Below are 23,622 nucleotides of genomic sequence, written 5' to 3'. Positions count from 1 at the left end.
AGATTGGTTGACAGTTATTGTTATAAATTGTTCACAGAATTGAATGTTACCACACGGAATGAATTATTCATATCTATAAAGAAAGAAGGGATAGCAGATGAAAAAATATTCGATCTATTTATTACCTATAATATTTTGCCTCACGCTCTTCTTTGATCCTATACAAAGTGTTGCAAAACAAGAATCAGAAAATTTGATTGATGGATTGTCCTATGAAATTCAATATCCTGAGAATCAAAAGAATAAGAATCTAGGGTATTTTGATCTTACAATGAAACCAGGACAAGAGCAAAAAGTTTCACTTAAACTATACAATTCGTTGTCAAAAGACTTATCTGTTCAAGTGAGTTTAAACACCGCAAAAACGAACAGTATTGGTAAAGTAGAGTACGGACCTAATAACCTAAAGGAAGATGTTTCTTTAACTAATAAGTTCATAGATATCGTTAAAGGACCAACCAAAGTAGTAATTCCTCCTAAAAGTAGTAAACAGGTAGAGATGATGATCTCTTTACCAAAAGGAACTGCTAATGGTTTGATAGCAGGAGGCATCCAGTTGAAACCATCAGTTAATAATCCAACAAATAAGCAAGAAAAGAAAGATATCGTGGTTAATGAGTTTGCTTTTTTAGTTGGGATGTTATTAAGAGTTGGTGATACTAGCAGCATAAAACCTAGCGTAACACTAAATAAAACATACATAGCTTTTAAAGATAATAAAAGTCAACTGTTCATTAATATTTCCAATACTTGTCCTGTCTATGTAGAAGGGATGAGTGTAGACGTTCAAGTGAGGAAAGCTAACAAACAGAAAGTGTTATTTGAGTATAAAAAAAAGGGGATGAGAATGGCACCTAATTCAATGATTGATCTCCCCGTAGATTTAGCTGATAAAGGAATGAGGGCTGGAAAATATTCGGCTCAAATTAATGTTACTTCGAAACACGGAGGGAATTGGTCTTGGACAGAAGATTTTATGATCAATACATTGGAAGCGAAGAATCTTAATAGGAAATTTGGCGAAAGTAAAGCAGACGCTAAAGTGATTTTCTTGATAGTATTTTTGGGTTTATGCTTAAGCGTGGTTGTATTCATTTTAAATGATAAATTAAAAAAACGTAAAAAAGCTAAAAATAAAAAGCAAGGAGAGAGAAAATGACGAGCAAGAAAAAGAAATTATCTCAGTTTAAAATAAGGTGGATTCTTGTTGGAATAACAGTGTTTGGTATACTTTCTGTTATTATTTTATCCCCAAAAACGACTCCTGTGCTAGCCAAAGATAAGATAGAAGAAAAGAAATCTATGAACAAAAGCGACAAAAAAAATCGTAAGTTAACGGATAGTAAAGCAACAAAGCAAAACAATCGTACAGCTAAAGTACTAGATCCAGTGGAAAACGAAGCAGGCTTAATGGCAACACCAAAGGTGTTGATCATGAAGCAAAAGGAAGTTTTTCCTAATATTAAATATGAGACAGAACTCAGCAAACTCTTTTCTAAAAAAGTTATTCCACATCCAGAAGCTGGTGCTGTGTATGAATATGTAACTGTCGATGGTACACCTGTAACTCCCAGTAGTAAACAAATAGGTTTTCAAACAATTTATGTGAAAATTACAGAGAAAAAAACGCTAACAAGTATTGTTGTTCCTATACCAGTGACGGTTACCGATTTAGGAACATCTTTATTAATGGATAATCAAATAGCTCTTCAAACAGATCACACGAATGGTAGAATTATTCTGTATCCAAATGAAACAGCAAATAAGACACCAGAAGAGCTACAAGAATTAGTAAAAACAAAGTCTAATGTCCGCTCTTGGAACGTAGAAGACGGAACGTCCGTTTCAGTTGATGTGATCAAAACAACGATTTCAGCAACCTCTGTAGGAGCATACAAGGCTGAATTTGAGGTCACAATTGGAACAGAAGAAGGGGAAAAAAAAGCTTCAATACAAAAAAATGTAACCGTCTTTGGCGCTAATCCGAGCACGTTTGTAACTATAGGCCGAAATGTGACATTAGAATTAGGAACAAATCCAACTAACTTATTTACCAAGTTTCAAACAGTGAACAGTTCAACAGCAACAAATGCGGTGTATCAATTTGTTGATGAAAATGGCAAGGCGTTGAAAGAATTCGATACAGGTACAGTTGGTTTTCACTGGGCTTATGTAAAAATGACAGATAAAACCAGTGAAGATGTAGCAGTGACTATCAAAGTACCTATTAGTGTAACAAATGCTGAAACAACTGCTTTGTTAGCGAACACGGTGATGGTAAAAGCTGATACAAATATTGTTATTTATCCTAATGAAACTAAAGGGAAAAGTAAAGAAGAAGTAATGGAATTGATTCAATCGAAAGCGAATTTGAGTGCGTGGAATATGAGTACGGGGGAAACTGTTGCGGCATCATTTACGGATACAACTGTGGTTAATGATTTGGTTGACAAGTATGTTGGGACGATCAAAGTAGAATTAGATGGGAAATCATCGACTACTAAACGAAATGTCATTCTTTTTGGAGGGAATGTGAAACCCCCAGGATATTTTACTGTGGAACAGTATAAAGATTTTGACATGGGGACAGAGGCAACAAATATTTTTTATAGAGTTCGCTCTTTAAACGACTATAATCCGGGTAGCTCTAAATATGAATGGGTCAAAAATGAAGCAGGCGAGCCCACGGAACCAGTAAATACATTTGTTACTAACAAAGCGGGACTTAACTGGGGCTATATTAAAATGACGGATAAGGGCAGAAAGGATATATCAACAGTTATTCCTATACCTATTACGGTAACTCGAGAAGATAAAGTAATCATTTTAGATTCAAAAGTAGGTCTTAGTTACAATTCTGCTATACAGACGTTAAGTGAGGGAGAACTAAAAGGGAAAACAGTTTCGCAAATTATTCAATTACTTACACAAAAAATAGCACCCGAAGCTTGGGAGTTGACTTCTGGTGAAAAACTAGATGTACGAATTACTGAGACAACAATTAATGCCTCTAGCAAAGGCAGCGGAGAAGTGACAGTAACAACAACAATGCCGGATGGCAAAGTGAAAGATACTCAAGTGATACAACCAATTTATCCAGATGATATTTTTGCTGATGAAGATATAAATCAGTGGGAAGAAATCACTTATGGAATTCCTAAGGAAAAAGGGGTTGTGTTTAATCCAGTTGATCATTCGTATATTGGTTTTCGAGATGTTGGAATATACTCGGATAACTCTTCATTGTTAGAATATCCTGGATTAAATACTCCTCAATATTTTGGACCTGAGGGGATAACTGTTTCATCAACAATGAGTCAAGGGTTAGCATATGGAATGAAAGATAACAAGGATTTTGGAATTAATAATACAAGAGGGCAAGGTACAGAGATTAGCACATATAGTCTTAACGGGGATTTTAAACCCAAGTATGGTATTGGCTTTCAGGATACGTCAACTTATATTTACACTAAATTTTATCGTAGAAAAGATGGCACAGCTTTGAGAGGAATCGGTTTACTTAAGAAAGAGGCACAAAATTTGTATGTGTATGATCTCTCTTTAACACGCAATTTGAATTTTAACATATCTGAAAAAATTTTTAATATTTCAGATTTTGCTATGAACATGGGCATACTCAATGCGGGACAGATTACAACTACTCAGGCAGGTGATAAGGCATTTTCTTTAGGTGATGGTGCTGGTTTTAAAAAGTTTCTAGCTTATTTTAATATAAGACGCACATTAATCATGCGCTTTAAAAATTCAAAAGGGGAAATGATCAATGGAACAACTCAATGGAGTTACGGAGCACCAGCAAAGAATAGCTACTTCTTTGGAAGTGATATTTCTAACCCAGGTTTAGAGAGTAAAGATCTACCTATAGGAGCACCGTTACCACAAACGGGCGTATACATAGAGGGGTATACTTATGGCTCTGAGGTCAAGAGTGTTGAGCCTGGTAAGGCTGTGCAAGTTGGCTATGAAGCCAGATTTGGAGAAGAACTTCCGCTCATGAAACTTACTGCTAATCCAAGTGAATTCAATATTTACGAAGATTCAGATTTTAAAAAATTTGACAGTGATTATGTATTAAGTGAAATTCCAAATGTAGGTGATTATGGAACTATATTCATTTCTTATCCCAATAAAGAAGAAGTAACGGTCCCGTTTATTGCAAATGCCAATAAGGAGTTTAAGGGGCATGTGACTATTGATCGTAAGAAACTCCCAGGTCGTTTGAATGATCAACCAGGAACAATAAAAAAACATGTGACGGATATTACAGCTATTAACGAAACAAAAGGACCAATGAAAGGATTGCCTTCCGAGGACTTATCAATAAACATTAACGTGTACAATCTTGGTGCAAAACCAATTCCCCAAATTATCGAAAAAGGAACTGCGTTCAATAAAAAGGCATCAGAAGTAATCAAAGATACTGTAATTTTACCAGGGCATACAGCTTCGTATGAGTATAAAGGAGAGATGCCAGATACATCAACAGTTGGTTTGAAAAGTGTAATGGTACGAATGACGGACACCAATCAACCTGACAAGACAGCGTTGATTAAAGTCCCAGTACAAGTAATAGATAAAGTACCGCCAACTAAAGGACTCTACATTATGGCTAATAATTTTAGTAGTGTACCTGAATCTTTTCAAAATTTAACCCAAGGTGAAATCAATAAATTGATTCTTGAAAAATCAGAGGCAATTGCTTTTGATGTTGCTACTGGTTCAAGTGAAGATATTATGCTTTCAGTAAAATCAACTACATTGCCAGTTAATCCAGAAATAGGAAGTTATAATGCTGTACTTAAAGCTGTTAAAGACTCAGAAACAATCGAAAAAACGATCACGATAGACATTCAAAGCAACCAAAAAGTGAACGTAGAGTTTGTGGATGAAACAGGAGAAGCTTTACATGATAAAATTACTTTCGATAAAGCAGTTGGAACGACTATTGATTTAACGGAAGAAAAAAAAGTACAAGATGCTCTAAAAACTATTTTGGATAAAAATTATCAACTAGTGAAAAAACCAGAGAATGAAACTAAAATTCCAGTCACAAGTGACGAAAGTACCGTTCAATATCAATTCAAAGGGAGATTATTCGTGCAATCATCCCCCAATTACTTGAATTTTGGACGCAAGACGTTAGGAATACCATTTATAAAAGTCGAAAAAGCCAAGTATGATCAACCATTGATTATTTGGGATAATCGTAAAAATAGTGGTTCTTGGAATTTAACAGCAACATTAACAAAACCATTAACAAGCCAAGAAGACCCAAGTAAAACTCTGCCATTTGCTATTCGTTATAAAGTAAGTGATACAGAAACAGTTGTTTTATCAGAAAATACTGCCCAATCAATAGCTGAAAGAACACATGAAAGCAAAGGACAGTATAATATAAGCAATGAGTGGGATAAAAATGAATCAGGACTAGTACTAGAAGTACCGTCAGGAGAAGTTTTACAGCCAGGTGGGTATCGAGCTACGATTTTATGGCAAGTAGAACAAACACCATAATAAAAGTAAGCTCAAAAAGTGTTTGAAACAAAACTCTTTGAGCTTTATCTCAGGCGATAAAAATCCGAATAAATGATGTGAAAAAGTCAGTCATTTCGGAAATTTTACGAACACTGCACAATACATGCGTGTATTGTGCAGTGTTTTAGTTCAATTACTCGAACTTAAGTGAGCTTCCATAACCTGTTTTCAACTAGCGTTCATTTTTGAATTTAAGAATTATTGTTCATAAGAATAACAATCAATAATCCATATCATTCGTCTTATTTAAAGAAATTCTATACAATGTAAGTAGAGAGTTAGTAACATAAATGAGAGATAATGGAGGGGATTCATCATGAACAACGTTATGGAGCAATTAAGAAAATACGCATTGCTACGAGGACTCGTTTATATGATTTTTGGTCTACTGATTGTAATCAATCCAAGAAGTGTTTTTCAAGTAGCTGTCTATTTTATATCTGCTTATATTGCAATTATAGGTATACTCAATTTGTATGACGGATTGAAAATCAAAAAAGCAACGGGAACGTATGGCATGAGTTTTCTAGGTGGGATTATTTTATTAGTGATCGCAGGGATTGTACTTACGTTTGCTGAAGGTATTGTGAGCATATTACCTGTTTTTCTTGGTTTGGTAATCGTGATTGTTGGGGTTACTCGGGCGATTCAAGCGGTTAATCTACGTACCTATGTCAATGTTAGTTGGATGCCGATGTTGATTTACAGTGTGATTTTAGTCATTGCTGGTTTGGTGTTGACTTTTAATCCTTTCAGCAGCTTACTGGTTTTATTCCAACTATTTGGCGGAATTCTGATTTTTATGGGCATTGGAGAAGTTGTGTCATATTTCCAATTGCGTAATATTAAATAAAGTAAAAAAGGAGCTGACGTCAGCTTCTTTTTTATGACTACCAATTGTTAGAGAGAATCAAAAAGTTAAGTGTATCAGGAAAAATAGAAGAAATAAAAGAGGGGAAAACAATACTTAATTTTAGTATTGTTTTCCCCTCTAAATTTGAATAAACAATAATTTCTATTGGATCATTCAAACGACTTTCAACATTGGTAAAGAAAATGTTTATTATTTTTTATATAAAGCTGCGCTTGTTCTTAGGTTTACATCTAATCCAGTACTTGTTTTTCCACCTGGAGAAGTGTGAACTTGGAAGGTTTGATATTTAGAGCCGGAAAAATGGAAAAATTCAAAGACTACGTTTGTTCCAACTTTTTGATCATCGATTGTATCTATCAAATAACGATCACAAGCTCTAAACACAGATTTTTTTGGATCTCTTTCCCCTTTGAAAACATGGGTCTCATCGTCCAATTTAAATGTTAAAGTAAATGATTGATTATCAACATCTAATAATAAATCATTCATTTTACCTGCATATCTCTCGCTACCAATTCTCATATCAAGATTGGATAAAAAGGCTGTAGTTGAAGTGTACGAACCAGAACGCGTAGTTTCTGCTTGTTGAGCGTGTGCAGAAGTAGATAAGAATGTGCTGAAAAATACTAGCATTGTAGTTACAATAAATAATTTTTTGAAAAGTTTCATAAATATCCTCCTTGTTTTCAATTTACCAATGTTGAAAGTTTATTATAAAAAATAAATATGTGGTATTCACAGTGTCGTTACAGAATCACTATATACATAAATATTTTTATAACCGATTATTTTTGGCTATTTTTACAGTTGAAACAGTTTTAAACAAACATATAATAGTTAAAACTTTGCCGATAAATAATAGTGTATATTAATCTTTGTGTAAAAAATAGCTGATTTTTGTAGAGGCTCAAATTTTATTTATTTTGCTAAAAAAACGATTCATAAAATGAAAGGATAACGAAAATTTGATGTAAATGAAGAAAGACAATTAGTAAAGAGAAGTAAAGAAATGTACTAGAATAAAGGTTTTTCCTACCTTTAATAGAAAGAGATAAATGAGAAAAAAATAAGTGAAAAATAAAAACTGGTCTAGAAAAATATTGATTTTATGCTATACTGATTTTAGTTTGGTACATTTATTTACATTGAGAAAATCAGTGGGAATTTCTGAAAAGTGCCACTTATTTACACTGTTGTTTTACATAAGTAATGGTGCAGTAGATTTTGAGAATTTACACAATATTTACGCCATTATTATGATAAATTTACACCACTAAAATACAATGTGTATGACTGGAGCAAAGAGAATTCTTTGTTTTAGCAACGCCGAAATGTGAAGGGATGGAAAGAGTGAAAAAGAGAACGAAATTGTTAGGATTACTGTCTGTTATTGGATTGAGTGTAGGGTTACTTACAGGATGTGGGGCAAGTGGCGATAAAAAAGCTGCTGATGATACAAAACCATTAGAATTACAATTTGTTCCTACCAACAATGATGGCTCAATGGAAGCAAAGGCGAAGCCTTTCGCAAAATTTTTATCAGAAAAATTAGGCCGTGATGTGAACGTTACTTTGGCAACAGATTACTCAACGATTGTTGAAGCGATGGCCTCTGGCAAAGTAGATATCGGTATCATGCCACCTTCAGCATATGTTCAAGCACGTAATCAAAAAGCTGCAACGGCGATTTTATCTTCAGAGCTAGGTGCTTTTAATCGTGAAACAGGTAAACCAGAAGAAGGCAAATTATCCAGCACATTTAAAGGAGAAGTTCTTGTTAGAGCAGATAGTGGAATTGATTCTTTGAAAGACTTGAAAGGCAAAAAAATTGCTAGTTTAAGTCCAAACTCAGCTAGTGGGTACATTTATCCTGTTGTTGAAATGAAAGAAGCAGGGATTGACCCAACCAAAGATGTCACACTTACAACAGTTAATGATATCCCAAGTGAAATCACTTCTGTCCTAAATGGTCAGCAAGATGCTTGTTTTGTTTTTGAAGGAGCTCGTAATGTGTTTGCTTCAAAATTTGAAAAAGACGATTTGTTCAAAGATTTAAAAGTTCTTTATCTAACAAAAGGCGATATTCCCAACGATGCGATCGCTGTTCAGCCGAAAATGGATAAAGACTTACAAGCAAAAGTCAAAGACGTTTTCTTGGCAATGCCTAAAGACAAAGATGGTGTTGAAGCTATGGCTATGTGGGGACATAAAGGCTATGTAGAAGCGGACGATAAAAACTATGATACCGTTGAAGAATATACAGAAAAAGCAGCGGAATAAAGTTTTGCTACATTAATAGTTGGCTTGAAAGACGGAGACATAGAAGTAGGATTTCTGACAAGCTGCTTCTATTCTATATTTTATACGGATTCTAAAGGAGTAGCGCAAAACTTATAGAGTTTTGTTCTACTCACTTTTCTATTTTTTTATCAAAAGGAGAAATCATGATTCAATTTGAAAATGTAACAAAAACCTATAGTAACGGGGTTAAAGGATTAAAAAATATTAATTTAACAATTAATGATGGTGAGTTTGTTTCTGTTATCGGGTTAAGTGGAGCTGGTAAAAGTACTTTGCTGCGATCAATTAATCGTTTAAACGAAATTAGTGAGGGGAACATTATCATTGATGGTGCTTCAATTACTAAAGCCAAAAAAAGAGACTTAAGAAAAATTCGCAGAAATATTGGAATGATTTTTCAACACTTTAACTTAGTGAAAAAAAGTTCAGTACAAAAAAATGTTATTTCTGGCAGATTAGGTTATTATTCAACGTTTAAAAGTATTTTCGGTATTTTTTCAAAAGACGACTATGCTTTAGTAAGTGATGCTTTAGGGCGTGTCGGTTTAGCAGATAAATTACACTCTAGAAGTGATGAATTAAGTGGGGGGCAGCAACAACGTGTGTCAATCGCAAGAACATTGGTTCAACAAGCATCAATTATTTTAGCTGATGAGCCAGTAGCGTCATTAGATCCAATCACAACTCAAAAAATCATGAAAGACTTGAAAAAAATCAATCAAGAATTGAACCATACAGTTGTGATTAATTTGCACTCGGTTGATTTAGCGCGTGAATTTTCTAGTAGAATCATTGGATTACGTGACGGAGAAATTGTTTTTGATGGAACAGCGGCACAAGCAACAGACGAAGTCTTAACTAGTATTTACGGAGCAGATATTTTGAAACAAACTGAAGGTGCTGATCAATGAAGTTAAAAGATACGATTCACCGTGATTTGTATAAACATTTATTTATTGTCGCATTGGTTCTTTTATGTGTGTTTTCAAGTGCTAGAGTAACGGGAGCACAAATGGCGGATGTCTTTAATAACTTAGATCAGATGGGTATCTTTTTACAACGATTTCTTAGTCCTGATTGGAGCTATATTCCTAAAATCATAGAACCCATGCTAAAGACGATAAAAATGTCAGTGGTAGGAACAACACTTGGAGTTGTTTTTGCTGTACCGTTTGCATTCTTAGCAACAACGGTTGTTACCAGAAACTTTTTTGTGACGACGGTTATTCGATTTTTGATGAGTGTTGTTCGTACGATTCCTAATTTACTGCTAGCTGCTTTATTCGTAGCAATGTTTGGTATTGGTGAATTTACAGGTGTGCTAACGATTGCCGTATTTACTTTTGGAATGGTTTCTCAATTAGTTTATGAAGCAATTGAAACAATCGATCATGGGCCGATTGAAGCAGCTGAATCAGTCGGTGCAACGAAAACTCAGGTCGCATTTTGGTCAATTGCACCGCAAATCTCTCATCAAATTGCTAGCTACTCATTGTATGCATTTGAAGTGAATATCCGTGCATCAACAATTTTAGGTTATGTTGGAGCTGGTGGAATCGGTGTGATTTTGAATTCTTCGTTGAGCCTGATGCGTTATGATCGTGTATCGATTATTATTTTATCTATATTGGTTGTGGTGATTACGATCGATTGGATTAGTGAAATTATCAGAAAGAGGTTGGTATAATGAGCACAAGTCGAAAATTAAAAAGCTATTTGCCAATTATTGTCGTTTTAGCAATTATTCTCTACTCGGCAGCTGGTATTGATTATTCAGAAGCTGGAAATATGTCTTTTGATATGGTTACATCCGTTCTTTCAGGATTATTTCACCCAGATTGGGCATATGTTTATGATGGTAGTGGTGAAGATTTATTGAGTTTACTGGTATTGACGATTGGTATTGCCTTTTTAGGGACTGTTATTGCAACTGTTTTAGCGTTGCCATTGACTTTTATTAGTGCGCATAATTTATGGAAATCAAATACAATCGTATCGAAAATAGGCAAGTTCATTTGTAATGTTTTGAGAGCTTTTCCAGAACTTGTTTATGCGATTATTTTTGTAAAGATGGTAGGACCAGGACCTTTTGCTGGGGTATTGGCAATTGGGGTTCATCAGATTGGAATGTTAGGTAAACTATATACTGAAGAAATTGAGTCGATGGACGAAGCGCCAGTGGAATCTATGACAGCTGTGGGTGCTAATTTTTGGCAGACAATGTTTTATGCTCGATTGCCACAATTGATTCCAACGTTCCTATCTTTAGCCCTGAATCATTTTGAAATAGCTGTTAGAAGTGCAGCTACTTTAGGCCTAGTTGGAGCTGGTGGGATTGGTGCGCCGATGATTTTTGCGATTCAATCAAGAGCATGGGATAAAGTCGGTATTATCTTATTTGGAATCATTATTACGGTATTTGTGATTGATGCAATTACCGGTTATCTACGTAAAAAATTACAGTAATTCGTGAGGACAAAAAAATGGATGAATTAACAATATTAAGTACAACAGACGTCCATGGTTTTTTGACAGCATCAGAACAGAAAGAGAGCGGTATTTGCTCTCTTTCTACAATTGCTGAAAACTATCATGAGCCAATTTTAATCGACAATGGGGATTTTTTTGTAGGTAGTCCTTTGACTACTTTTTTTAATACAACTACAACTGTTTCTCCCTTAGTCGATCTGGCAAACAAGCTTGGATTTGACGTAATGGTTCCAGGAAATCATGATTTTGATTATGGTATTGATTTTTTGAAACGCCAAGTGAACGCATTTAATGGGAAGTACCTTTGTGCAAATGTTTTAGATTTAGAAGATAGACTGATTTTTGATCCATATACAATCATTGAACGCGGCAATATAAAAGTAGGTATTATTGGTGTAATTACTAGTGCGATGCCACAAATTGCTGATTATGATCAAATCAAAAATTTAAAGTTTATCAGTGTTGTTGATACCTTAAATCAATGGGTACCCGTTGTTCGTGAGCAAGTCGATGTAGTGATTGTTAGTTATCATGGTGGCATCGAACGAGATATGATAGATGGCAGTCCAACGCAATATGATACAGGTGAAGATCAGACTTATCGAATTATTAGTGAAGTTACTGGGATTGATGGGGTTATTTGCGGTCATCAACATCGAATGAATGCGGGGATTCTAAATGATACTGCTTTTGTACAGCCTGGATATCGAGGGAATTACATTGGAGAGTTAACATTCTCGTTTCAAAATACACAAATAATTGATAAAAAAGCGCAATTGATTGATACTGAAAACTATTCAACGGCCAGCTATACTTTATACAACGAAGGGGATTTTGAAAAATGGTTGCAAAAAGAGCTAGATCTAAATGGATTTAGTCAGTATTTAGCTAAAAAAGTTCCAGGATCGTATTATAAAGTCAATATTAAGGGGAAAACAATAGGGGACTTTTTAGCCAGTTTTAAACCACCTTACACACTTTCTACATATCATGTGTCAAAAGATGAGTTAAAAGAACTACTACTAACTCAGTCAGTTCAAGGGATAACATTAACTGAAGGTCAGATTATACCTGAGCAGTCAAGTTATCGCATCACAGCAAATACAGCAATTTTTCCGAGTTATCGATTGGAAAGTAATTACATCTACAATGTTTTTGATGAGTATATTTCTATTTTGAATAACGATAGCGACCATTTGTGACTAAATTAGATGTGAGGTGAAAAAATATGAAAAAAAATATGAAAATCTATTATACATCTGATGTACATGGCTACTTGTTTCCAACAGATTACGCCGATACAGAAGAAAAAAATATGGGGTTATTAAAATGTGTCCCCAATTTTCAAAAAGATGAAAATACCTTGATCATTGATGGGGGAGATATGCTTCAAGGATCAGCCTTAGCTACTTACTGCCAAGCTCATCCAGAAGAAGGGTTTCCTCAAGCAGAAGTGTTAAACCGAACGGGGTATGATTTTGTCACATTGGGGAATCATGATGTCAATTACGGAACAAGTTACTTATATAAGTATTTAGAGGCATTAGATGCAACATGTGTTTGTGAAAATATAATAGATACAAAAAAACAAATGAAAAAATTCCCACGAGCGATAAAAACCTTAGCAAATGGGTTGAAAATTGGGATAGTTGGTGTAGTGACAGATTATATCAATGTTTGGGAAAAGGCCGAAAATATTAAGGATATTACAGTGGCTGATCCATTTGAAGCAGCTAAAGAAGCATTAGAAGAAATAAAAGGCCATGTTGATTTAACGATTTGTATATATCATGGTGGCTTTGAACGAGATGTAAGGTCTGGAGAAATATTGTCCAAGACAAGTGAAAATATCGGCTATAAAATCTGTGAGGAGCTTGATTTTGATCTTCTTTTGACAGGACATCAACATCTATTAATCGAAGGACAATTATTACATGGTACTTATATTGTACAACCTTCTGCTAATGCAGCGAATTATTTTGAAATTGATATCGAAAAAACACAAGATACTATAAAGATAACATCGACTGTTGGCAGTCCTAGTGTCAAAGCAGAATCAAATTTAACAAATCAGTTACAGATTTTAGAAACGAAAGTGCAGAGTTGGTTGGATCAAGCGATCGGTAAGTTGGATACTGATGCTTTAGCTGAAGGAAAATTGCAGATGGCACTACACGGAAGTCCGATTGTAGAATTGATTGGAGCGGTTCAGCTGCAAGCAAGCCAAGCTCAAATCGCAGTTGTATGTTTAGCCAATACATCGCCTGGGTTTCATAAGAATGTAACAATGCGGGATGTGATTGCTACGTATCCCTACACGAATCAACTGATTACATTGAAAATCACAGGTAAGCAATTGAAGCAAGTTGTTGAGAAAAACTCAGATTATTTTAGTTTGGATGAACAGGATAAGGTGATTATTTCACCAAACTATTTGTATCCTAAAATCCAGCATTACCATTTTGACTTTTTTGTAGGGATTGATTATACAATTGATCTTTGCCAAAAAGCAGGAGAACGATTGGTAGAATTGAGTTATAAAAATCAACGGGTCGAAGACTCAGATGAATTTACGATCGCGTTAAGTGATTATCGTGCTAGTGGTGGTGGAGGTTTTCCTACTTATCAAGAATGTCCTGTACTTGATGAGGGATCAGAAGAGATTGTAGGATTGATTGTTGAGTATATTCAGTCACAAGAAGAAATCAGAATACCAAAGAATTTAAAGTATGAGATAAATTATTCTTGTATCAAAGATATTAAGAATGGACCTAAGTAACAAAAGGGGTAAATTTTTAGTTTTATCTTGCTTTATTGCGAAAGGCAAGAGTTTTTAGAAATAGAGGGCGTGAAATCCCTTCGGAAATAAGTCGTAGGGATGACTTTTGATCCCATTGTTTATTCGTAGTTAGGGGATGAGGCAAAAGTACTTTTTACTTTTGCCCCATCCCCTTTCAAACTACTTGGATAATCTGCTAGTTGTTCTTTTTTACTAACGGAGATTTTTTTAGAGAAGAATTTCCAATTTCATAATAACGAAAAAATACAGAACAAAACTTTTTAGTTTCGTTCCGTATCTTGTATAACAAGTGTAATATTTTAGATAAAATTATGTAGGGGAAAATAATAATTTATTGTAATGATAACACTTGTCCAATATAGACTGTGGAATCAGTCAAATTATTTTTAGTCATTAACTCTTGAAGTGGAATTTTATTTTTTTCAGCAATCACAGATAGTGTGTCTCCTGCTTGAACGGTATAAGATGTTGCTGCAGGTGGTGTCACTGGCTCTGTTGAATGTTCAGTTTGTTGTTCAGTAACTTCCGATGAAGGGATAGTTTGATCTGATTGGTTTGAACTTTCTTTGGTCACACCAGTTTCTACGGTTTTGCTTACCTGAGTAGAACTTTCTTTAACAGGAACATTATGTTCTGTGGTTTCAGAAGCGGATGTTTGTCCGTTGGTTCGTTGTTCTAATAAGCTTACTGTTTTTTCTATGCCATCCAACTGTGTTTTCTGTTTTGAACTTGCTTGGACATACAAAAATAGTAATCCGCTCAATGCAAGTGTATTTATAAGTAACAATAAAATAACGATTACTATGGAAGATTTTGATGTTGTTGCAGGTCGTTGCTGATTACGTCGTGAGTATTCTTCTTTCAAAATGTTTGCCCTCCTTTCATAAAAATATATAAGGCAAATACTGTAGAACAAAGCACTAATAGTATATCACAATAATAAGGCTCTCACCAAGAGCAAAATTTTTGTTGATGGTGGCACTTATTTTTTTTGTTAAAAAAAATAAAATAAAAAAACGCATAACATGAAAAAAAATATCTTTAAGTGTCAATGTATAGGTTTTTGAGTATTTGTATATGATTATTCTTGATAATAAATTTATTTTTCATTTTTTTTGCTTATAAAATAGTTCGGAAAATTCTTTACGCAGTTATGAAGTTTATCTAGAAAAGCATTCTAATTACAAAAAATCGCAAATAAAAAGCTATTTTTCTGGAAATATGATTGTTTTTGATAAGTTTATGAATCTATTAATTATACTGTTTGACAGATTTTTCATGGACAGAGAACTAATTTTGGTGTGAAGCTGAAAAAGATGACGAATGGGTCATACAACAACTTGAAAAGATAGTACATTAAAGTGTTTATCTGAGCCGAAAGAGCTAGAAAAGGTGGGTTCTTTTTTTATGGGAGAAAGATTCAGCTTATATTACAGGTCAAACGATTATTATTGATGGTATTATGGAGTTTGTTGATTGCTACATGCAAAAAAATCAAAATATAAATAAATTGAAAGTATGGAGACTTATGTACTTCAGGCTTTTTTAGTCTCAAATTTTGACTTAAAGTGGCCGATTATATGCGTCATTTTCAAACCTTTGTTATAATAAAATCGTATTATGGGGTTAGATTTCAGTATTGATCAAACTTAAATGAGCTGGAAATAGAGGAGGATGTTACAATGAAGCGATTTGACGTTATCATTATTGGCAGCGGTCCTGGAGGAATGGCAGCAGCATACGGTTTAGCTGCAAAAGGAAAAAAAGTTGCTGTAGTAGAAGCTGATCTTTGGGGTGGAACTTGTCCTAATCGTGGCTGTGATCCTAAAAAAGTTCTTTATGGAGTGGTTGAAGCAAGAGATAATATGATTCAATTGAAGGAACGCGGTTTTAGTTCAGTTCCGAAAATCAATTGGAATGATTTGATGACCTTTAAAGAAAAGTTCACTCAACCTGTACCAGTTGAACAAAAAGAGGGGTTAATTAAAGCAGGTATCTACACTATTACTGGAAAAGCTGTATTTAAAGATAAGCACACAATCTCAGTAGATAATGTGGACTATGAATCAGAGAACTTTATTCTTGCGACTGGACAGCGACCAGCCATTTTAGATATTCCAGGAAAAGAGTACTTTGGCACAAGTACTGATTTTCTAAGTATGAAAACGTTACCTGAAAAGATTGCTTTTGTTGGTGGTGGTTATATTTCCCTTGAATTGGCAAATATTGCGAATAGTTGCGGTAGTGAGGTTCATCTGTTGCATCATAATGAACGGCCATTAAAAGGGTTTGATGAAGAGTTAACGAATGATCTTCTTGAAAATCTTAAAGATCGAGGCATTCATTTTCATTTTAACGAGTCAGCTGAAGTGATTACGAAACAAGGGGAACAATTCGAAGTAGTTTTAACCAGTCAAGGAACATTGTCAGTGGATCAAGTATTTTGTGCAACTGGTCGGATACCGAACGTTGAAGATCTAAATTTGGAGAAAATAGGTTTAGACTATACACATAAAGGAATTGTCGTAAATGATTACTTGCAGACCACTGTAGAAAATATTTATGCATTAGGAGATTGTCTACAAAAAAACAAACCTAAGCTAACCCCAGTGTCTAGTTTTGAAGGTAGTTATCTTGTAAAACTACTTACCGAAAAAGAGCAAAATAAAATTCATTATCCTGCACTACCAACGATTATCTTTAGTTCACCGAAACTTGCTCAAGTTGGTTTGACAGGAAAAGAGACTTTAGAAAATAATGACTATGAGATAAAAGATTTAGATTTGTCACAATGGTTTACGTATAAACATATTAATGAACCTTTAGTTAAAGCTAAGATTATTAGTGAAAAAGCGACTGGTTTATTAGTAGGGGCAACTATACTAGGAAATGAAGCGGATCAACTGATCAATATGTTTACTTTGATGATCAACCAAAAAGTAACATCATCTAAAGTAGATGACATGATTATGCTTTATCCAACTGTTTCAAGTGATTTGGGTTATCTATACTAACCAGTAGACGAGGTTGGGACAAAAGTACTTTTTACTTTTGTCTCCCCCTTGTTTTTTATGCTTTATGTAGGGGGAAAGTAACTATTGACTTGCAGCAAGGTGTAAGTAATAATAGGATAATTACTTTAAAATTGAAAAGTACTGTTTTGGTATACTAGAATTGATAAATTTTATTTATCAATTACATAAATAAAAAGCATTAGATATTATAGACATTTCTTTTTAAACTATAGATAGTGAAATGTTGAACAAAGTTAATTTAAAACAGCTAGGAGAATTACGATGGAAATGAAGAAAAAAAACTATACCCCTTTAATCGGATCGCTGTATACAAATTTTATTTTTCAAGGCATGGCAGCAATCATCTTATCTCAAAATCTTCATGCTTTAATGGATAATTGGCAAGCTAGTGTTCAGCAAGTGACTTTAGTTATTAGTGGTATTGGCTTGGGACGGGTGTTGATTTTGTATTTTGCTGGTTACTTTTCGGATAAATTCGGACGTAAGAAAACAGTTCAATTAGGAATTATTAGTTATTTGATTTTTTTCATTGGAATTTTAATTAGCCAAAATTATTTGCAAGGACTCTTTTTTGCCTTATTTGCTGGATTTAGCAACGCTTTTTTAGATACGAGTACGTATCCGACCTTGATGGAAGCCTATCCAAACGAAAAAGACAATAGTTCACTTAGTGTATTGAATAAGGCTTTTATTTCTTTAGGACAGTTCATTTTGCCCTTACTTACTCGATTTATGCTGAATCACGGGATTTATTACGGTCTGGTTTTCATTGGATGTGCATTGGGCTTATTTCTTAATTTATTGTATGTATCTAAACTTAAATTTCCAGAAAGAGCAACAATTGATAGAACTGAACCACGAATAATTGAAGAAAATGAAACCGCCAATTCAAAAAGACAACCGCTGTTTAAAGTAGAAGGACTTGCATTATTGGTTTTTAGTTTTACTTGTGTATCCACGTTTAATATTTTTATTTTATGGGTACCATCTTTTGCAGAGTCACTAAATTTAATGAATCATTCAAATAGCTTAGTTTTGGTAAGTGCGTATAGTATTGGCTCTTTTGCATCAGTTTTTTTGACGGCCTTTATTGTAAAAAGAGGTGCGGCGCCAACATTATTATTGGTTTGGTGTACATTGATTTCATTGTTATTATTGATTGGAATGACACTATTTCCAAGTGTACCAATGTTTTTGATCGGATCAATAGGTATCGGCGTGTTTGCCGCAGGTGGTATCTGGCAATTAGGGTTGGCCGTTTTATTGGAATTGTTTTCTAAAGAAAAAGGGAGAATCACTAGTTATTACTCAATTGCCACGTCAGTTTCAGTGATGATCATTCCATATATTACTGGTCAGTTGGAAAAAATCAATGTATCGATGATTTTTGGATTGAATATCTTTTTAACCGCTATCGGTGTTTTGGCTGCCGTCGTTATTCGTTACCGTTATAAAAAAGTGACAAGTGAAAAAGCCAGCGAACTGAACGAGGACAGAGTCAACCTAAAAGGCGTGATTGATTGATGCTTATCTAAGTGGAAAAAGAGATAGAGTCAAAGTTCGTTTCCTTGACGAAAATTCTTTTACTAGCTAGTATTTAGTAAGAGTACGAAACATGAGAGGAAGACGCAAAATGAGTATTTATGATTATGAAATAAAAACGACAAATGATGAATCTGTTTCAATGGAAAAATATCGTGGAAAAGTACTTTTGATCGTGAATACAGCAACAGGTTGCGGTTTTACACCTCAGTATGAAGGATTAGAAGCATTATATAGAAAATACAAAGAACAAGGATTGGAAATTTTAGATTTTCCTTGTAATCAATTTGGACATCAAGCACCTGGGAGCAATCAGGAAATTAGTGATTTTTGTCAGTTGACATATCAAACAACATTTCAAACTTTCGGAAAAATCGATGTAAATGGTGAAAATGCCGATCCGCTGTATGATTTTTTAAAAGGTGAAAAAGGTGGTCTTTTAGGAGGAGCGATCAAGTGGAACTTTACCAAGTTTTTAGTAGATCGTGAAGGACATGTTGTGAAGCGCTTTGCGCCAACTGTGGAACCTGAAAAAATTTCAGGAGACATTGAAAAAATATTGTAAGAAATGTTTTTTTATTCTTGTTGCCAATGATCGTTTCATGGTATAATTACTTTGCTAAAAACATAAAGAGTAAGCCCCTGGAGATTGCGCTCTCCAGGGGTTTTTTTGATTAATGTCGCCTTATTTTCTTCTACTTCTTGTATTTGTTGCTTAGCCAATACTCGAATAACGAGATCAGAATTCCAACGAGAAGTGGACAGATAAATGCTAAAAACATAAAGAGGACACCTCCATTCGGTCGCAAGGCTGTATGAAAGGCGACAAAATAACATACGTTGTATGGGGGATAAATCCGTTATTTTAATTACTTGAGATGGTAATTATTTTTATGGCGAATGGTAAGATTAAAAATAGTCTAAGAGAATCGATGATAAAAAGCTGTCCGGCAATAGTATTTTTGGACGGCTTTTTAGGATGAATTAAGCTGTTTTTCACGTATAAAGATTGTATAAAGAAGCAACTTCATCTTTAACACTATCTTTATATGAAATTTGATATCATACTCCTATCAAATGAAGGAGAGGAATTTTGATGACGATTATTTCTGGAATTATTGCAGCATTACTGCTAATTTATTTATTCTATGAACTATTTTGGGGGGATCAACAGTGAGCGCTATTTTTATTCAACAAGCCATCTTTTTTATTGTATTAATCGGTTTAGCGATTCCGCTAGGCTTTTATATCCATAAAGTGATGACGGGTCAAAAAACAATCTTGACAAGAATCATCAATCCACTTGAAGAAAAGATTTATCGATTTTTAGGAACTCCGGCTCAAAAAGAAATGAATGCCAAACAATACACTTTCAGTGTGTTATTTTTTAGCGTCTTTTCGCTGATTTTACTGATAGCAATGATGATGGGGCAGCAGTTTTTACCGTTAAATCCGGAAAAGCTTCCAGGAACTAGTTTTTCACTTGCCTTTAATACGGCTGCAAGTTTTGTGACGAATACTAACTGGCAAGCCTATGCTGGAGAAAATACATTATCAATCTTTACTCAAGCTTTCGGTTTGACTGTGCAGAACTTTGTATCGGCAGCGGTGGGAATTGCCGTGCTTTTTGTTCTATTAAGAGGATTTACGAATCGTACAACAAAGTATATTGGTAATTTCTGGCAAGATTTAACGAAAATCACGTTATATATCTTATTGCCTCTTTCATTTATCGTTTCATTGATCTTGATTTCTCAAGGTGTTGTTCAAACGTTTGCAGGCTCAATTGAAACCACAAGTTTAGAATTAGGGGAAAAAATATTTTTACCTTTGGGAACCGTTGCTAGTCAAGTAGCGATCAAGCAATTAGGAACAAATGGCGGCGGTTTTTATGGAGGAAACTCCACGTATCCATTTGAAAACCCTAATTTGATCAGCAACTTTGTTGAGAATATTTCGATTCTATTGATTCCAGCAGCTCTGATTGTTGCATTCGGGTTGTTCGTTAAAGACTGGAAACAAGGCAGAACGATCATGATTGTTTCACTTGGTTTTTTAATTGCCACAATGATTGGTGTGACACTAAGTGAATATTATGGACCTGAGTTTAATCATGTGCTTGGTCAAATGAACTTAGAAGGAAAAGAAACGCGTTTTGGGATTGGTTGGTCAAGTCTTTGGGCAGTGAGTACCACGGCTGCATCTAATGGTTCCATTAATGCGATGCTAGACAGCTTTATGCCACTTGGCGGATTGATTCCAATGTTCTTGATGCAATTAGGTGAAATTATTTTTGGTGGGACAGGCAGTGGCTTATATGGGATGATCGCATTCATCTTACTAGCGATTTTTATTGCTGGTTTACTCGTTGGACGCACACCAGAATATCTAGGGAAAAAAATCGAACCTTTCGATATGAAAATGGTGTGTTTAGTTATTTTAACGCCGCTTCTTTTAACCTTACTTGGGACGATGCTCTTTATTTTAAATCCACAGGCAATGAGTTGGTTAACCAATACAGGACCACATGCTTTTTCTGAAGTCCTTTATGGGTTCTCATCTTTAGCCAACAATAATGGTAGTGCTTTTGCAGGTTTGACAGCAGATACTACATTTTTAAATATTTTAGGTGGTATGATCATGATTCTCTCTCGCTTTATTCCGATGTTTGCAATCATTTATCTTGCCTCTAACTTAGGGAAAAAGAAAATCGTTGCAACAGGATCAGGCACACTATCAACAACGAATGCGACATTTGTTACAATGCTAATCATTGTTATTTTAGTGATTGGAGCATTGAGCTTCTTACCAGCAATGGCATTAGGACCAATTGCAGAGCATTTCATTACAAAATAAGAAAAAGAAGGGGATTCTTTTGAAAAATACACAAAACAAGCGCAGTGTTTATATGGATGCATTTAAATCTTCTTTTAAAAAACTTGCGCCAAACATTCAAATTAAAAATCCAGTGATGCTGGTGGTTTATTTAGGAGCGATCTTAACAACGGTCCTTTATGCTTTAACATTTTTTGGTTACGCAGATGCTAACCCATTCTTTATCTTGGCAATCGCCATTATCTTATGGCTGACTATTTTATTTGCTAATTTTGCTGAAGCCATTGCTGAAGGTCGTGGTAAAGCACAGGCAGAAAGTTTGAAACAAGCGAAAAAAGATGTCACAGCTCATAAAGTCAATTCATTGGACGATGTAAAAAATAAACAATTTACTCAAATTAAATCTTCTGAATTAAAAAAAGGTGACCTTGTCTATGTCGCAGTCAACGAACAAATTCCAATGGATGGTGATGTCGTTGACGGAGCTGCATCAGTGGATGAAAGTGCCATCACAGGTGAATCAGCTCCGGTGATTCGTGAATCTGGTGGTGACCGTAGTGCTGTAACTGGTGGGACGACAGTTGTTTCAGACTACCTAGTCATCAAAGTTACTGCTGAAAATGGTGAATCTTTCTTAGATAAAATGATTTCAATGGTAGAAGGAACGGAACGTAAGAAAACACCAAATGAAATTGGCCTACAAATTATTCTGATCATGTTAACAATCATTTTCTTGGTCGTTTCTGCAACATTATTACCATTTACTAAATTTTCAAGTGAATTAGTAGGAACAGGTTCTGCGTTATCTTTAACAGTTATCGTTGCTTTATTGGTTTGTTTAGCACCCACTACGATTGGGGCGTTAGTTTCATCTATTGGGATTGCTGGAATGAGCCGTTTGAATAAAGAAAATGTTATTGCTATGAGTGGTCGTGCGATTGAGGCAGCTGGTGACGTTGATATTTTGTTATTGGATAAAACAGGAACCATAACATTAGGAAATCGTCGTGCCAGTGAATTTATTCCAGTCACAGGTGTTAAAGAATACGACCTAGCAGATGCGGCTCAACTTTCTTCATTAGCAGATGAAACAGCAGAAGGGCGTAGTATCGTTATTTTAGCAAAAGAAAAATTTGATATTCGCGGCCGTGAATTAAATGATGTTGAAGTAGAATTTATTGAATTTACAGCTAAGACACGGATGAGTGGTATCAATTACCAAGGGGATGAAATCCGCAAAGGTGCTGCTGACACTATGAAGACGTACGTGGAAGAAAATGGCAGTGTCTATCCAGAAGAGTGTGACACGATCGTGCAACGAGTAGCCAATGAAGGTGGAACCCCACTTGTAGTAGTTAAAAATAATCAAGTTTTAGGTGTGATCTACTTAAAAGATATCGTAAAAAATGGCGTTAAAGAAAAATTTGACGATATGCGTAAAATGGGAATTAAAACCATTATGATTACTGGCGATAACCCAATGACTGCAGCAGCAATCGCAGCAGAAGCAGGAGTAGATGATTTCTTAGCAGAAGCAACACCCGAAAACAAAATGAGCTTGATTCGTGAATATCAAGAAAAAGGACACTTGGTTGCAATGACTGGTGATGGAACGAATGATGCACCAGCATTAGCACAGGCAGATGTGGCAGTAGCGATGAATACAGGAACTCAAGCAGCAAAAGAAGCTGGGAATATGATTGATTTAGATTCTAGTCCGACAAAATTAATCAGCATTGTTAAAATCGGTAAGCAATTATTGATGACACGTGGTGCGTTAACAACCTTTAGTATTGCGAATGATATTGCAAAATACTTTGCGATTATCCCAGTGCTCTTTTTCAGTATCTATCCTGCGTTAGATGCATTGAATATTATGAAATTAACTAGCCCAACCACAGCTATTTTATCAGCGATTATCTATAATGCATTTATTATTGTAGCGTTGATTCCTCTAGCTTTAAAAGGTGTTTCGTATAAAGAAAAACCAGCTAGCCAGATTTTACGACATAATTTGTTGGTCTATGGTTTAGGCGGTGTAGTGGCACCGTTTATCGCTATCAAGTTGATCGATATTTTCTTAACACTTATTTTGTATTAATTGCAATGAAACCTCTTAAGAAATACAACGAAGTTGGCTGCTGAAAAGTACAAATAAGAGTTTTCGAAAAAACTGTTGGTCATTCGAG

The 23,622-nt window shown here is 34.9% G+C and carries 17 protein-coding genes; 15 read left to right on the top strand and 2 right to left on the bottom strand.

The window, feature by feature from the left end:
• Nucleotides 1-97: 97 nt before the first annotated feature.
• From BCR23_RS10035 to BCR23_RS10025, 3 genes are all read left to right on the top strand, one after another.
• A complete protein-coding gene (locus tag BCR23_RS10035; RefSeq protein ID WP_069635365.1) occupies nt 98-1,159 on the top strand; it encodes a WxLIP family cell surface protein in 1,062 nt (353 codons plus the stop codon).
• A complete protein-coding gene (locus tag BCR23_RS10030) occupies nt 1,156-5,535 on the top strand; it encodes a MucBP domain-containing protein (RefSeq protein WP_069635364.1) in 4,380 nt (1,459 codons plus the stop codon). The genes BCR23_RS10035 and BCR23_RS10030 overlap by 4 nt, the downstream gene beginning before the upstream one ends.
• Nucleotides 5,536-5,872: 337 nt before the next feature.
• Nucleotides 5,873-6,409 (top strand): HdeD family acid-resistance protein, encoded by a 537-nt coding sequence (locus BCR23_RS10025; protein ID WP_069635363.1) that lies wholly within the window; start codon nt 5,873-5,875, stop codon nt 6,407-6,409.
• Between the two features lie 210 nt (nt 6,410-6,619).
• Here the strand turns inward: BCR23_RS10025 and BCR23_RS10020 are convergent, their stop codons facing one another.
• Entirely contained in the window at nt 6,620-7,099 is a 480-nt protein-coding gene (locus BCR23_RS10020; protein ID WP_069635362.1) for a hypothetical protein, read from the bottom strand.
• Between the two features lie 681 nt (nt 7,100-7,780).
• On the opposite strand from BCR23_RS10020, the gene BCR23_RS10015 reads away from it, so the two are divergent.
• From BCR23_RS10015 to BCR23_RS09990, 6 genes are all read left to right on the top strand, one after another.
• On the top strand, nt 7,781-8,710 hold the full coding sequence (locus BCR23_RS10015) for a phosphate/phosphite/phosphonate ABC transporter substrate-binding protein (RefSeq protein ID WP_083241939.1): 930 nt from the start codon (nt 7,781-7,783) through the stop codon (nt 8,708-8,710).
• A 164-nt stretch (nt 8,711-8,874) separates the two neighbouring features.
• Nucleotides 8,875-9,642 (top strand): phosphonate ABC transporter ATP-binding protein, encoded by a 768-nt coding sequence (gene phnC / locus BCR23_RS10010; RefSeq protein WP_069635360.1) that lies wholly within the window; start codon nt 8,875-8,877, stop codon nt 9,640-9,642.
• A complete protein-coding gene (gene phnE / locus BCR23_RS10005; protein WP_069635359.1) occupies nt 9,639-10,418 on the top strand; it encodes a phosphonate ABC transporter, permease protein PhnE in 780 nt (259 codons plus the stop codon). Before phnC ends, phnE (BCR23_RS10005) begins: the two co-directional genes overlap by 4 nt.
• The gene (gene phnE / locus BCR23_RS10000; protein ID WP_069635358.1) at nt 10,418-11,197 is read left to right on the top strand and encodes a phosphonate ABC transporter, permease protein PhnE; all 780 of its coding nucleotides are present in this window, start codon (nt 10,418-10,420) and stop codon (nt 11,195-11,197) included. Before phnE (BCR23_RS10005) ends, phnE (BCR23_RS10000) begins: the two co-directional genes overlap by 1 nt.
• Nucleotides 11,198-11,214: 17 nt before the next feature.
• Nucleotides 11,215-12,423 (top strand): bifunctional metallophosphatase/5'-nucleotidase, encoded by a 1,209-nt coding sequence (locus tag BCR23_RS09995; RefSeq protein WP_069635357.1) that lies wholly within the window; start codon nt 11,215-11,217, stop codon nt 12,421-12,423.
• Between the two features lie 26 nt (nt 12,424-12,449).
• A complete protein-coding gene (locus BCR23_RS09990; protein ID WP_069635356.1) occupies nt 12,450-14,000 on the top strand; it encodes a bifunctional metallophosphatase/5'-nucleotidase in 1,551 nt (516 codons plus the stop codon).
• A 352-nt stretch (nt 14,001-14,352) separates the two neighbouring features.
• Here BCR23_RS09990 and BCR23_RS09985 read toward each other — a convergent pair whose 3' ends face one another.
• A complete protein-coding gene (locus BCR23_RS09985) occupies nt 14,353-14,886 on the bottom strand; it encodes a LysM peptidoglycan-binding domain-containing protein (protein ID WP_069635355.1) in 534 nt (177 codons plus the stop codon).
• Nucleotides 14,887-15,703: 817 nt separating this feature from the next.
• Between BCR23_RS09985 and BCR23_RS09980 the strand changes: the two genes are divergently transcribed.
• The 6 genes from BCR23_RS09980 to kdpB all read left to right on the top strand — a co-directional run bounded on the left by BCR23_RS09980 (nt 15,704) and on the right by kdpB (nt 23,534).
• Nucleotides 15,704-17,035, top strand: coding sequence for a dihydrolipoyl dehydrogenase family protein (locus BCR23_RS09980; RefSeq protein WP_069635354.1), 1,332 nt, complete (start codon nt 15,704-15,706; stop codon nt 17,033-17,035).
• A gap of 282 nt (nt 17,036-17,317) precedes the next feature.
• The gene (locus BCR23_RS09975; protein WP_083241938.1) at nt 17,318-18,580 is read left to right on the top strand and encodes an MFS transporter; all 1,263 of its coding nucleotides are present in this window, start codon (nt 17,318-17,320) and stop codon (nt 18,578-18,580) included.
• 109 nt (nt 18,581-18,689) lie between these two features.
• Complete coding sequence (locus BCR23_RS09970) at nt 18,690-19,163, top strand: glutathione peroxidase (protein ID WP_069635353.1); 474 nt, start codon at nt 18,690-18,692, stop codon at nt 19,161-19,163.
• A gap of 531 nt (nt 19,164-19,694) precedes the next feature.
• On the top strand, nt 19,695-19,775 hold the full coding sequence (gene kdpF, locus BCR23_RS15020; protein WP_069635352.1) for a K(+)-transporting ATPase subunit F: 81 nt from the start codon (nt 19,695-19,697) through the stop codon (nt 19,773-19,775).
• Nucleotides 19,772-21,454, top strand: coding sequence for a potassium-transporting ATPase subunit KdpA (gene kdpA, locus BCR23_RS09960; RefSeq protein ID WP_069635351.1), 1,683 nt, complete (start codon nt 19,772-19,774; stop codon nt 21,452-21,454). Before kdpF ends, kdpA begins: the two co-directional genes overlap by 4 nt.
• 19 nt (nt 21,455-21,473) lie before the next feature.
• Nucleotides 21,474-23,534, top strand: coding sequence for a potassium-transporting ATPase subunit KdpB (gene kdpB / locus BCR23_RS09955; RefSeq protein WP_071870066.1), 2,061 nt, complete (start codon nt 21,474-21,476; stop codon nt 23,532-23,534).
• Nucleotides 23,535-23,622 lie beyond the last annotated feature (88 nt).

It is taken from the genome of Enterococcus quebecensis (genome assembly GCF_001730365.1).
GTDB classification, from domain to species: Bacteria; Bacillota; Bacilli; order Lactobacillales; family Enterococcaceae; genus Enterococcus_L; species Enterococcus_L quebecensis.
This window is presented reverse-complemented; position numbering and strand designations above follow the sequence as displayed.